The 11,943-nt window shown below is 71.1% G+C and carries 11 protein-coding genes; 3 read left to right on the forward strand and 8 right to left on the reverse strand.

The window, feature by feature from the left end; translation table 11 throughout:
• Positions 1 to 29 precede the first annotated feature (29 nt).
• From OG892_RS04885 to OG892_RS04900, 4 genes are read right to left on the reverse strand one after another with little or no spacing between them, the layout of a single operon-like run.
• Positions 30 to 1,292, reverse strand: coding sequence for a glutamate synthase-related protein (locus OG892_RS04885; protein WP_371628562.1), 1,263 nt, complete (start codon positions 1,290 to 1,292; stop codon positions 30 to 32).
• Complete coding sequence (locus OG892_RS04890) at positions 1,289 to 2,305, reverse strand: asparagine synthetase A (protein WP_371628563.1); 1,017 nt, start codon at positions 2,303 to 2,305, stop codon at positions 1,289 to 1,291. Before OG892_RS04890 ends, OG892_RS04885 begins: the two co-directional genes overlap by 4 nt.
• Positions 2,302 to 3,708, reverse strand: coding sequence for a methylaspartate mutase (locus tag OG892_RS04895; RefSeq protein WP_371628564.1), 1,407 nt, complete (start codon positions 3,706 to 3,708; stop codon positions 2,302 to 2,304). Before OG892_RS04895 ends, OG892_RS04890 begins: the two co-directional genes overlap by 4 nt.
• A complete protein-coding gene (locus tag OG892_RS04900; protein WP_371628565.1) occupies positions 3,705 to 4,157 on the reverse strand; it encodes a cobalamin B12-binding domain-containing protein in 453 nt (150 codons plus the stop codon). The genes OG892_RS04895 and OG892_RS04900 overlap by 4 nt, the downstream gene beginning before the upstream one ends.
• 261 nt (positions 4,158 to 4,418) lie before the next feature.
• Here OG892_RS04900 and OG892_RS04905 point away from each other — a divergent pair, with 261 nt between their 5' ends.
• Positions 4,419 to 4,700 (forward strand): hypothetical protein, encoded by a 282-nt coding sequence (locus OG892_RS04905; protein WP_024489381.1) that lies wholly within the window; start codon positions 4,419 to 4,421, stop codon positions 4,698 to 4,700.
• Positions 4,701 to 4,845: 145 nt separating this feature from the next.
• Positions 4,846 to 5,058: an MbtH family NRPS accessory protein gene (locus OG892_RS04910; RefSeq protein ID WP_073739256.1), complete on the forward strand. Its 213-nt coding sequence runs from the start codon at positions 4,846 to 4,848 to the stop codon at positions 5,056 to 5,058.
• Positions 5,059 to 5,150: 92 nt separating this feature from the next.
• Here the strand turns inward: OG892_RS04910 and OG892_RS04915 are convergent, their stop codons facing one another.
• Together OG892_RS04915 and OG892_RS04920 are read right to left on the reverse strand one after the other, a co-directional pair.
• Positions 5,151 to 6,077: an ornithine carbamoyltransferase gene (locus OG892_RS04915; RefSeq protein WP_371628566.1), complete on the reverse strand. Its 927-nt coding sequence runs from the start codon at positions 6,075 to 6,077 to the stop codon at positions 5,151 to 5,153.
• Positions 6,078 to 6,154: 77 nt separating this feature from the next.
• Entirely contained in the window at positions 6,155 to 7,522 is a 1,368-nt protein-coding gene (locus tag OG892_RS04920; protein WP_371628567.1) for a helix-turn-helix domain-containing protein, read from the reverse strand.
• Positions 7,523 to 7,793: 271 nt separating this feature from the next.
• On the opposite strand from OG892_RS04920, the gene OG892_RS04925 reads away from it, so the two are divergent.
• A complete protein-coding gene (locus tag OG892_RS04925; RefSeq protein WP_328867782.1) occupies positions 7,794 to 10,808 on the forward strand; it encodes a BTAD domain-containing putative transcriptional regulator in 3,015 nt (1,004 codons plus the stop codon).
• A 72-nt stretch (positions 10,809 to 10,880) separates the two neighbouring features.
• Here the strand turns inward: OG892_RS04925 and OG892_RS04930 are convergent, their stop codons facing one another.
• Positions 10,881 to 11,192 carry a hypothetical protein gene (locus tag OG892_RS04930; protein WP_073739259.1) on the reverse strand — a complete coding sequence of 104 codons (312 nt, stop codon included), beginning with the start codon at positions 11,190 to 11,192 and terminating at the stop codon, positions 10,881 to 10,883.
• A 175-nt stretch (positions 11,193 to 11,367) separates the two neighbouring features.
• The gene (locus OG892_RS04935) at positions 11,368 to 11,760 is read right to left on the reverse strand and encodes a hypothetical protein (protein WP_073739260.1); all 393 of its coding nucleotides are present in this window, start codon (positions 11,758 to 11,760) and stop codon (positions 11,368 to 11,370) included.
• Between the last annotated feature and the right edge of the window lie 183 nt (positions 11,761 to 11,943).

Here is an 11,943-nt window from a genome sequence, read left to right on the forward strand (position 1 = left end):
GCCGCCGCCCTTGTCGGCGGGGCGGGGAGTCAGCCGGTGCGGGATGCCGCCGCGTCTGCGGGGAGCAGGATGTCGTCCGCTTCCAGTGCGTTCGCGTGGTACTTGCCGACGGAGCTGATCAGCAGCCGGAGCTCAAGTGCGATGCTCTCGGCCAGCCGGACCAGTCCGGCGTCGGCGTCCTCGTCCACGGCGAGGAGCGCGGCCCGGCCGAGGCCGACGGCGCGGGCGCCCAGCGCCAGGGCCTTGGCGGCTCTGCCGCCTTCCCAGATCCGCCCGCTGGCGAGCAGGCAGTGCTCGGTGGGGCCGATGCGGGTGAGGCACTCGCCCAGCGGGAGCCCCACCTGACCGAGGAAGCCGGTCGGCGCCCAGGCGGTGCCGCCCTCCGCCCCGTCCACCGTGACGGAGTCGGCTCCGGCCGCCCAGGCGGTGGCTGCCGCGAGGGCGATGTCGCGCCCGGGGTGCAGTTTCACCCACACCTTCACGCGGGGGAAGTTGTTGCGCATCAGCCGGATCTGCTGGCGCAGGATCTCCTCGGTGAAGGTGCCGGGGCTGCTGATCCGCAGCACGGAGTCGCTGTCCGGGCCGAACACCGCGTCCATGGCGTACTGTTCCGCGACCCTGCCACCGGCCTCGCGGCCCAGGACGGTGAGTCCGCCGAGTCCCGGCTTCGCACCCTGGCCGACCTTCAGTTCGAAGGCGAGCCGGCCGGTGGCGAGCAGCGGTTCGGAGACCGGGTCGCTGTAGACGAGGTTCCACACCTCGGCGTCCGCGTCCTCCGTGGACTGCTGGACCACCACTCCGCCGTGCTCGTCGTCGGCGGCGGCGGTGTAGGCGGCGATCCGGCCGAGGAGCGGGGAGGACCCGGAGTCGGAGGCGGCGCGGTAGCCGTTGACCGGCACCACGTTCTCCCCGATGACCATCGGGATGCCGAGCTGTCCGGCCTGTCGTCCGGCGGCCTCGCCCAGATCGTGGCTGGCGACCCGGGTCGAGCCGAACGCGGAGACGTACAGCGGCAACCGGGAGGTGAACCCGCCTACGGAGGTGGTGAGTTCGACATCGGTGTAGAGCGGTTCACGGGCCAGCTCTATGAGCTTCTTCAGCCGCTCCGGCATGAACACCGGGGGGACGATCCTGGCCCGCTCCAGCAGGTCCTGCGGGTCGTGGCCGGCCGGGATCGCGCCCAGCAGGCTGCTGCCGTAGGACTCCAGGGCGGGGAAGGCCGCCGCCGCTCCGGCCCTGGCCCGGTGCCGCACCTGTTCCTCGGGGAACCCTTCGGCGCTCAGTACGCTCATGCCGACACCACGCCGGGGAGCTTCGGGTAGGCGCTGGCCTCCCAGGCGGCGGTGCGGCCGGTGACGTACCGGGTGAAGCGCTCCAGGCCGATGCCGAAGCCGGAGCTGGCGGGGATGCCGCGGCGGGCCAGGTCGAGGTACCAGCCGTACTTCGCGGGGTTCTCGCCGGTCTCGCGCATCCGGGTGACCAGGGCCGCGTAGTCGTGTTCGCGCTCGCTGCCGCTGGCCAGCTCGCCGTAGCCCTCGGGGGCGATCAGGTCGAAGTTGCGCAGGATGCCGGGGCGTTCGGCGTCCTCCTGGTCGTAGAAGCCGCGCGAGCCCTTGGGGTAGTCGACGACGAAGAACGGGCGGCTGGTCTTCGCGGAGAGGATCTCCTCCCCCTCCCAGTCGATCTCGGCGCCCGGGTCCTGCGAGTGGCCGAGCGCCACCAGGTCCGCGGTGGCCTCCTGGTGCGTGGTGCGGGCGAACGCCCCCCGGACCACTTCCCGGAAGGCGTCCGGGTCCCGGCCCAGGAGCTCCAGGTCGCCGGGCATCTCGCGGACGACCTCGTCGACGACGTGCGCCACGAGCCGCTCGGCCAGCTCCATCGCGTCCTCGCGGCCGGCGTCGCGGATCTCCACGTCTATCTGGTGGAACTCCGCGAGATGGCGGTGGGTGACGGCCGTCTCCAGCGGTTCCAGGCGCACGTTGGGCGCGATGTAGAAGATCTTCTCGAAGGCCATCAGGGAGGCCTGCTTGTAGAGGATCGCGCTGGTCATCAGCTTGTACTTGTGGCCGTAGAAGTCGATGTCCACCTGCTTGGAGCCCCGGATGCCGGGGTCGGTGACCGGTCCGATGACCGGCGGCAGCAGTTCCTGGAACCCCTGACCGGTCAGGAAGGCGCGGGTGGCCGCGAGCATGCGGCTCTGCACCCGCAGCGTGGCCCGGGTCGGCTCCGCCATCAGGTGCTGGTCGGGAGAGACCGGGAACGTGGGCGCGACGCGGGCGCGGGGCTCGGCACTCGTGCTGGTCATGGTGCTACCTCCTGGGTGTGCTGCCGATGGGCCGCCGGTCGACGGGCCGCCGAGGGAAGCGGGGTGCGGGGGACGGACGGGGGAAGGGTGCGGTCGTGCCGGCGCTGGACGAAGGACAGGGCGTCGAACAGCCCGGCTGCGGTGAGCCGCCGGCCCCGGTCGCGGACCGGCCCCAGGGGCATCGCCCCGATCTCGGACCAGGTGAGGCGGCCGGAGCCGTCGATGCGGCTGCGGGAGCGGCCCGCGTTGTCGGGGTGCAGGCAGAAGGGGACGTCGAGGTAGCCGCGGGCGAAGGCCTTCAGCAGCGCCTGGCCCAGGTCGTCGTCGAGGTTCAGCACGGCTTCCACCAGGGCGCGGGCCTCCGCGTAGACCGCGCTGTCGGCCGCGGCGGCGGGCGGGGCCTGCACGGTACCGGGCCGGGCCTCGGCCGCCGCCCGGTGCCGGGACGCGGCGCGCGCGGCGACCCGCAGTGCCTCGACGTTCTCCGCCACCGTCGGGATGCGGTGTGCTTCGGCCACCGTCTTCACGATCAGCCGGGCCGCCCCGGTCTCCACGGCCAGTTCGGCCGAGCGCTCCAGGAGGTCCAGGGAACCGCTCCGGGTCTGCGGGTAGAGACCCATGTACGTGTAGAGGACGATGTGCCAGTCGGTGTCCGGCAGGAACTCACCGGCCAGCCGGCGCAGCGCGTGCACCGCGTCGCGGTCCTGCGCGGCGTTGGTCTGCTGGGCGTAGCTGAGCGAGATGCTGCGCAGCCCGGCGCGGTGGAAGAAGAGCGCCTCCAGCGCGCTGATCGCGACGAGGAGTCCGGGCGGGCAGAGCTGGCCGAGCATGCAGCCGCCGAAGGTCTCCAGGTGCGGTTCGGCGCCGGTGGCGCGCAGACCTGCCAGGAACTCGCAGCTCTCCTGCCAGTTGCGTACGGAGTCCAGGAGCGGGGTGCGGCCGTAGGGCAGGCAGTAGGAGACCGGGCCGCCCTCCGTCGCGTCCAGGCCGAGCCTGGCCAGTGCGGTGACGATGCGCTGGGGGCGTGCGGAGCCGTGCCGGATCTGGACGGGGAAGCCGGCGTCCCGGACACCGTCCAGGACCCAGCGCGAGGTGTGGGGGCTGTAGGAGGTGATGGGGAACCCGTTGAGCGGGACGCCGCTGTTCAGTGCGCGGACCGCGGACGCCTCGTCGCTCACCCGGGTGTAGCTGTCGATCGTCATGGTGCCGACGACCGCGTCTGCGGCGCCCTTGGTGGCCAGCAGTCCGGCCCGCATCAGAGCGGGTCCGGAGAAGCCCATGCGGGGCTGTACGACGAGAGTGCCGCGGTCCTGGGCCTCGGCCACGAAGCGGCCGAAGGAGAGCGGGCGCCGGTGCACGGTGGTGCGGCCGGCCGGGGCCGCCGCGAGGGCCTGCGGGGTCATCGTTCCACCTCCCTGGGCAGTGAGCCGACGTAGGACTCGAAGGCGGTGAGGTCGACGCCGTCCTGGAAGACCGCGTCGAACCCGGCCTTCCGCAGGACGTCGGCCTCCTTCTGCCCGCCGCCCGCGACACCGAGCTTGCCGCCGATGACGGCGGGCAGGCCGGTCAGCTCCCAGCGCGACCGGATGGCGCCGATCAGCGGCTGGGCGTCGTTGAAGCCGTGTCCGTTGACGCTGCTGACGACCAGCAGGTCGGGCTGGAACTTGCAGCAGGACTCGACGATCTCGTCCTCCGGCACGCAGGAACCCAGATTGACGACCTTGTGCCCGAGGTCTTCGAGCAGCAATTGGATGTAGATGAGATTCCAGGTGTGCGCATCGGACGGCAGTCCGGTGACAACAACATCCAGCGGCCCGGATCGATGACGAGCCGCCCATTCCGCAGGCTTCATTGTTCGCTTCGTCCACATCATTGGATGACAGGGGGAGAAAGAGGTCCAGACGTGGCCTGAACTTCCTTTCGGTGACCAACGTAGATTCGTCGCGGAGCCGAATCCGGCGTGACCGGCGGCAACTGGGCGGCAGGACAGCAGCAGTTGGCCGACGGCGCCGTGCCGGGCGGGTGGCGGGGCGTGAGACTGGCCGGACTGCGCCCGCAGAATTCAGCGCCCGGCTCTGTGCACACCGCCGGCGAACGACCGAGGAGTCATGACATGGCAGAGACCGGCCACAGCGTCCGGGCGGCGGACGTGCTCGCGGACGTCCTGGCACAGGTTCGGGAGAGGGTCGACCGGCGGGAGGCGCTCGGTGAGGCGCAGGTAGCGGTGCTCGAAGCCGCGGTGAACATCGTCCGTGCCGGTCAGACCGGGTTCGAGGCGATGCCGGCGGAGCGCTCCGAGCTGGTGCGCGAGGCGCTCGGCGCGGTGCGTGCGGCGACCGTGGCCACCGGGGTCGCCCTGACCTACGCGCATCAGACGGCCCGTGTGCTCGCCTGATCCCGCACTGCGGGGTGCCGCCGATCTGCCTGGGCTTCTGCCCGGTGAACCGGTCGGCGGCTCCTAGCCTTTGATGCAGGCGATAAAGAAACCAGCCGGACCCGATGACCGAATGAATACCTTCGTCCAACCGAGGTGAAAAATCATGGCAACCAACCCGTTCGAGGACTCTCAGGGCCGCTATGTGGTGCTGGCCAACGAGGAGGGGCAGTATTCGCTGTGGCCGGCCCGGATCCAGCAGCCGGCGGGCTGGGAACTGGTGAAGGACGAGGGCAGCAAGCAGGAGTGCGGCGAATACATCGAAGCGAACTGGACCGATATGCGGCCGCGTTCGGTCGTCGCGGCGATGGGTGGCTGATCCCGCCGCCACTCCCGTGCCGAAAGGGCGGGTGCGAGACGCACATAGCGTCCTGCACCCGCCCTTTCGGCGCGCCAATGCGAAAAGGACGGTCAGCCCCGGGAGCCGGTGACGCACCACTCCAGGACCGCGGCGGCGGCGGTCATCTTGTGGTGGGCCTGGCGCCAGGCCAGGCTCGCCGGGCCGTCGAGCACCTCGTCGGTGACCTCCTCGCCCCGGACCGCGGGCAGGTCGTGCAGGAAGACGGTCTCCGGACCGCCGAAGCGCTCCAGGAAGCCGGCGTTGATCTGGAAGCCGTCGAAGTCACTGAGCCAGTCGGGGTTCTCCTTCGTCACGCCCATGGTCTGCCAGCGGCTGGTGTACACCGCGTCCACCGGGCCCGGCACCTCGTCGGGCGTCACGATCTGGGTCACCAGGGCCTTGCCGCCGCTGAGTTCGGCCGCCAGGTCCAGGGTCTCCTTGGGCACCTCGTATCCCTGCGGGCACAGCAGGGTGAGCCGCAGGCCGGGGGTGAGCGCGGCGGCGAGCGCGAGGGCGGCGCCGGAGCTGTTGCCCTCACCGACGGCGAGCAGGTGCAGTCCGTCGAGCGAGCCGAACCGTTCGGTGAGCGTGGCGAGGTCGGCGATCGCCTGGGTCGGGTGCTCGTCCAGGCTCAGGGCGTTGACGACGGCCAGGTCCTCGCTGCTGCCGAGCCGCCGGATCTCCTCCACGTCCCCGTTGGTGCGGACGACGAGGGCGTCGAGGTACTGCCCGAGCACCCGCGCGGTGTCCTCGACCGTCTCGCCGGTGGTGAGCTGGAGTTCGTTCGGGCCGAAGGTGATCACGTCGGCGCCGAGCCGGGTCGCCCCGCTCCAGAAGGACGTACGGGTCCGGGTGGAGGACTTGCGGAAGTAGAGGCCGACCTGGCGTCCGGCCAGCGGCTTCGGCACGATGCCGTCGCGGCCGAACGAGACGGCGCGCCGGACCAGGTGGTCCAGCTCGGCGGGCGTGAGGTCGGCGAGCGAGATCAGGTTGCGCATGGGTGGGGTGCCTTTCGTGAGGGCGGGAGCGGGGTGGGACGGAGGGACTGCCTTCCGGGCGGGCGGGGCGGCCCGGCTCATTGGGCCGACGCGGAGACGAGAGCGGCGGGCGCCGGCTCCCGGTCCTGCGCCGTGAGCACCGCACGGACCAGGTTGAGCACCGTGAAGCCGACCGGGTCGCCCGCGGTGGCGGGCAGTCTGCGGATCAGACCGCGGACCAGCAGGGCGTGTACGTCACGGGCGGTCCCGGCCAGCGGGGTTCCGCAGGCACGGGCGGCGCCGTCCACCGTCCACGGGTCCTCCAGGGTCGCCAGTGTGCGCAGCAGAGCGGCTGCCCGCGGGGCGAGTCCGGTCACGGCGGCGGTGAGCCGTTCGCTCAGGGTCGGACCGGCGGCGGGGTCGGACGGGGTGACGCCGTCGAGCAGCACCAGAGGAGTGGTGCGGGCGATGTCCAGGAGCTGCTGGGGTGAGTAGAGGAGCAGCCACGACGCCGCGCCCTCCAGTGCCTGCGGCATCCCGTCCAGCGCCCGGCAGATATGGGCGACGGTGGTGACGACGGTGTCCGTGGGAAGGAAGTCGGGCCGTGCGTAGCTGACATGGGAGAGGGTCAGCTCGACGGCGTGCCGGTCCGCGACGAGCGTGTCGCCGGCCACCTCGCCGGCCAGCTCCGCGGCGGACGGCACCGCGAGCGGCGCCAGTGGCAGCAGCCGCCCGCCCGGCAACTGCACCGGCCGGTCGGAGGTGGTGAGTATTTTCAGGCGCTCGCAGGCGCGCAGCAGATTCAACAGCCGAGGGGTGACCTCCGGTGACGCATCGTGACCGTCCAGCACGATCAGGGTCTCCTTGGACCCGATCAGCGTGGCCAGCTCCTCGAATTCCCCACCGTCGCGGACGAGCGCGCGCACCCAGCCGGCCACGGTCGACTGCGGGCTGCCTGGGCCCATTTCCGCAGTTTCGGCCGGGTCGTCCAGACTCACCCACAGGACCGGAACCCGGTCCCTGGCGTGAATGACGGACGCGGCTTCCTGGGCGAGCCGGGACTTTCCCACTCCCGGCAGGCCCACCAGTGTCAGCAGCCGCTCGTGATCCGTACTCAACCTGGCTGTGAGTGCCTCCAGTTCGGGGCGCCGCCCGACCAGCGGGCGCAGCGCGGGGGGTGGTGTGGCGAGGTCCGCCCCGTAACTGTCCTGGAAGACGCGGCCCACCGCCTTCGCGTCGACGGCGAGTTCGAGCTCGACACGTCGGGTGTCACTCAGCCTCATGGCATTGGCGAGGAGCTTCAGCGTTTCCCTGCGCGGGTGCTGAACCCTCCCCAGCTCCAGGTCCCGAATGGCCCGGACACTCACGGTGGAAAGCCCGGCGAGCTGTTCCTGAGTGAGCCCCGCTCGTCTGCGCGCATTCTGCAGAAGAACGTCAAGCCCGTGTGCAGGCTGGGAATTCATCATTTTCTCCTCGGTCTCCACACGATCAGAAAGGCAATAGCCGGTTTCCCGGCCTCCAAGGACTGTCCGGAACGCACCCCCCGGACCGGGATCTTTCCGGCCCGCTCACGCTCCGTACTCTCCGTGACAGCGAAGGTCTGCCGTCGATGAACAGCGTCCATCGAGCCATTCCCGAAGTCTTCCCGGTGCGGTACCGCGACTTCCTTCACGCAGGGGCTACGATCACTTCGCGCCTGGGTAGAGCTGCGGGTGGGCAGAGCTGACGGGAGGATGCGTGTCAACAGCGGAAGAGGTTCGGCTGCGCTTCAACATTCTTGGCCCGATCGAGGGGTGGTCGAACGGGACGCGGCTCCGGCTGGGGGGAGTCATCCAGGAGCGAGTTCTGGCCACGCTGCTCCTGGAGCCCGGAAAGGTACTTCCGGTTTCACGTCTGGTCGAGGCGGCCTGGGACGAAGAACCGCCGCCGACGGCCCCGCACCAAGTACGCAAGGCGGTCGCGGATCTCCGCAGGCGGATACCCGGCGGCGCCGACGTCCTGCTCACCGATGGGCCCGGCTATCGCGTCGCGGACGAGCAATGCGAAATCGACCTGGCTGAATTTGGCCTACTGATACGGAAAGCGAAGCAGACGGCTTCCGAGGGCCGCGCGGCCGAAGCCGCGGAGATATTGCGCGGCGCTCTCGCCCTGTGGCGGGGGCCTGTTCTGTCCGGTGGCGGCGGCCCGGTCATCGAGGCCGCGTCGACCTCCATCGAGGAGCGCCGGCTGACCGCCGCGGAGCAGCTCTTCGAACTCCACCTGGGTCTCGGTGAGGCCGCCGAACTCGTCGTCGAACTCCGCGAGCTGGTCCAGCAGCACCCGTTGCGCGAGTCCCTGCGCGGGCAGTTGATGATCGCCCTGTACCGGTCCGGGCGGCAGGCGGAGGCCCTTGAGGAGTACGGCAGGGTGCGCGAGCTCCTCGTCGAGGAACTGGGCATCGATCCCGGCCCCAACCTGACCAAGCTGTACGAGGGAATCCTGCGGGAGAGCCCCGAGCTGGCCGGCCCCGGCCCGGCGGTCGCCCCGGTCGCACCGGTGGCACTGCCGGCGGAACCGCCCAGCACCCTCCCGTACGACCTCTCCGACTTCACCGGGCGGGACCGGGAACTGGCCGAGATCCAGCGTGCCGCGGAGGACGGCGGCGGGCAGGGCCCGCAGATCGTGGCCATCGACGGCATGGGCGGCTGCGGCAAGACCTCGCTCGCGGTGCGGGCGGCGCACCGGCTCGCACCGCAGTACCCGGACGGCCAGCTCCACATAGACCTGCGCGGGTACACGCCCGGCGACCAGCCGGTGACCGCGGGCATGGCCCTCGACACGCTGCTGCGGGCGCTCGGCGTGCCGGGCAACCTCATACCCGACGACGTACCCGCCCGTACCGCCCTGTGGCGGGCCACCCTGATCGGCAAGCGGCTGCTGATCCTCTTCGACAACGCGGCGGACGCCGCCACCGTCCGCCCGCTGCTGCCCGCCTCCTCCGGCAGCCTGATCATGGTCACCAGCCGGGCCCGGCTGGTCGATCTGGACGGCGCGCGGTGGATCTCCATCGGTGTGATGCCGCCCCAGGACAGCGCGATGCTGGTGGCCGAGACCCTCGGCGCCCAGCGTGTCGCCGCCGAGCCGGAGGCCGCCGCCGAACTCGCCCGGCTCTGCGGCCACTTGCCCCTGGCCCTGCGGATCGCCACCGCCCGGCTGCGCAACCGCCCGCGCTGGACCCTTCAGTACCTGGCGGAGCGGCTGCGCGACGAGACCCGAAGGCTCGACGAGCTCAGCTCCGGCGCCCGCAGCGTCTCCGCCACCCTGCGCCTGTCCTACCAGGCCCTGGACGAGGAGTGCCGGAACGCGTTCTCGACGCTGGCCCTGCACCCGGGCAGCGACATGGACATCCACGCGGCCGGCGCGCTGCTCGGTACGGGCGCGCGGGACGCCGAGGACCTGCTGGAGATGCTGCTCGACGTCCATCTCGTCCAGCAGCCGGAGATCGGCCTCTACACCTTCCACGACCTGGTCCGCAGCTTCGCGCAGAGCCTCCTCGTCGAGTCCGCCGAGTCCGCGGACAGCTCGGACGCGGTGGAGCGGTTGCTGGGCTACTACCTCACCGCCACCGAGGAGGCGTGCGACCTCCTCTACTCCGGGCGGCGCCGGCGCAGCACGGGTATCCCGCCCTCCACGGCCGAACTGCCCGACCTCCGCACGGCCGAGCGGGCGCGCACGTGGCTCCTGCGCGAGCAGACGGCGCTCCTCGCGGCCGTGACCCTGGCGGAACGCAAGGGCCACGACCGCTATGTGGTGTGCCTGTCCCGCAATCTCGTCTTCCAGCTCAACGACCTCGGTCTTCTTGAGGAGTTCGGTGAACTGAGCCGGGTCGCGGTCGCCGCCGCCGGACGGCTGCAGGATCTGGCGCTGCTGGGGGTGAGCCTCTCGAACCTGGGCGTCGCCTGCTGGAAGCTGGGCCGTCTCTCCGAGGGGCTCGAAGCCGCCAGGAAGAGCCGGGACGTGGCGATCCGGCTCGGTGATCTGCACACCCAGGCCCACAGCGAGAGCATCCTCGGCCAGTTCAACAGCCTGCTCGGTGACTTCTCCGAGGCCCTGGGCCACATGGAGACGGCGATCGCGCACGAGCGGGACCTGGACATGCCGCGCGCGGAGGCGGAGAGCCTGACCATCCTGAGCACGCTCTACGAACAGTGGGGGCGGTACGAGGAGGCGCGGGACGCGGCCCAGCGGTCGGCCGAACTGAGCCGGCAGCTGGGGCAGCACGAGGGTCTGCCCGGGGCCATCACCGACCTCGCCTTCGCCCATGTCGGCCTGGGCGCCTACGAGGAGGCCGACCGCTGCCTGGCGGAGGCCCGCGCACTGTACGGGGACGCCGGCAACGAGGTGAACCTCGCCCTCACCCTGGCGCTGTCCGCCGATGTGGACAACCTGCTGGGCCGGCCCCCCCGGGATCCGGACCAGGCGGAGCGGGCGTTGGCCATGATGCGGACGAACTCCTCCCCCCTGCGCCGGGCGAAGGTCGAGAACATGGTGGGGCGGCTGCGCCGGCGCCAGGGCGACACGGCGGCGGCGCTCGCGCTGCACACCCACGCCCATGGCCTCTCCTCGTCCCTCAGCTATCGCATCGAGGAGGCCTACGCCCTCGCGGGCATGGCCGACGCCCTCGGTGACACGGCGGACGCGGTCCAGTACCGGGCCGAGGCCGAGAAGCTCTTCGCCGCTCTGGGCGTGCCGGCGGAACACCGCCGTGGCTGACGAACGGCGCACGGACAGCACCGCGCCCCGCACCGTGACTCCGGTGCGGGGCGCGCTTGTCGAGATGCGGGATCACATGACGGGGGCCGTCGGGCCCTTGTCGTCGTTGGGGGTGGCGCCGATGACGGTGGGGCCCTTGTCGTCGTTGGTCGTGTCGGTGATGACGGTCGGACCCTTGTCGTCGTTCGGGGTGGCGACGATGACGGTGGGGCCCTTGTCGTCGGCGAGTGTGTGGGTGCCGATCACCGTGGGGCCCTTGTCGTCGGCCACGACCTGCTGAGTGCTCCGGGGGCTGTGCGTCTGTCCCGCTTCGGCCGTCACGCCGATACCGAAGGCCAGCGTCGCCGCGATGATCCCGAAGAGCCCAGCAAGCTTGTGTCCCATGGTCCCGCCCCTAAGTGGTGTTTGTGGGTTTTTGCGGTGTTCCGCTTCCCGACACCACTGATGTTGCTGACCGGCGTTCCCGGTCCGTTCCTGCCCCGATACCGCCGCCGGAACTGCCGCAGGAACGGGGCGGGAATCGCCTGAGGACGGCGGCCCAGGAGGCCTAGGAGGCTGCCTAGGACCTGTCCGGCTCCAGCTGGCAGGCGGCGACCCGGAGGCCGACGGGCGTGAGCACCACGCGGGTACGGGCGGTTCCCGACTCATGGCCGGCCAGGTCGAGGAGCGATCTCACGAGGGAGCGGAGCACCGCACGCTCCGTCTCGTCCAGGACGGCCACTCCGCTGTCGCCACCGGGCGGCCACGCCTCGATCCCCGCCACCGTGTGCATGCCGTCCTCGGTCCTGGTCTCGACACTGAGCTGGGGGCCCTCCAGGGACTCCGGCGTGGTGTACGGGCGGGAATGGGCGCCGGTCGCGACGTGCTCGGCCCACCGTTCCACCGTGGACAGGTCCTGGAAGGCCTGGCGCAGCTCCGTCCCGTCGGGGGAGCGATCCCTGGGGTCCTTCACTTGAGTACTCCTTACTGCAGACAACTTCCCGGCCACCCTTACCGCCCCCGCTCCCGGTTCCCTCCCGTTTCGTTCCCGCTCCCTTCCCGTTCCCTCGTTCGCCAAGGGAACGCAGCGGTAATCGGTGGCCGCATGATGACCCCGTTCCGATCAGACAGGGATCCGTGGTGATCCGCAGGGGAC

It is taken from the genome of Streptomyces sp. NBC_00341 (assembly GCF_041435055.1).
Lineage (GTDB): Bacteria > Actinomycetota > Actinomycetes > Streptomycetales > Streptomycetaceae > Streptomyces.

What these genes read in the sequence shown, in the direction of transcription:
- OG892_RS04885 (WP_371628562.1), bottom strand. Translation starts at nt 1,292, where the DNA reads ATGAGCGTACTGAGCGCCGAAGGGTTCCCCGAGGAACAGGTGCGGCAC.
- OG892_RS04890 (WP_371628563.1), bottom strand. Translation starts at nt 2,305, where the DNA reads ATGACCAGCACGAGTGCCGAGCCCCGCGCCCGCGTCGCGCCCACGTTC.
- OG892_RS04920 (WP_371628567.1), bottom strand. Translation starts at nt 7,522, where the DNA reads ATGATGAATTCCCAGCCTGCACACGGGCTTGACGTTCTTCTGCAGAAT.
- OG892_RS04895 (WP_371628564.1), bottom strand. Translation starts at nt 3,708, where the DNA reads ATGACCCCGCAGGCCCTCGCGGCGGCCCCGGCCGGCCGCACCACCGTG.
- OG892_RS04910 (WP_073739256.1), top strand. Translation starts at nt 4,846, where the DNA reads ATGGCAACCAACCCGTTCGAGGACTCTCAGGGCCGCTATGTGGTGCTG.
- OG892_RS04930 (WP_073739259.1), bottom strand. Translation starts at nt 11,192, where the DNA reads ATGGGACACAAGCTTGCTGGGCTCTTCGGGATCATCGCGGCGACGCTG.
- OG892_RS04900 (WP_371628565.1), bottom strand. Translation starts at nt 4,157, where the DNA reads ATGAAGCCTGCGGAATGGGCGGCTCGTCATCGATCCGGGCCGCTGGAT.
- OG892_RS04905 (WP_024489381.1), top strand. Translation starts at nt 4,419, where the DNA reads ATGGCAGAGACCGGCCACAGCGTCCGGGCGGCGGACGTGCTCGCGGAC.
- OG892_RS04915 (WP_371628566.1), bottom strand. Translation starts at nt 6,077, where the DNA reads ATGCGCAACCTGATCTCGCTCGCCGACCTCACGCCCGCCGAGCTGGAC.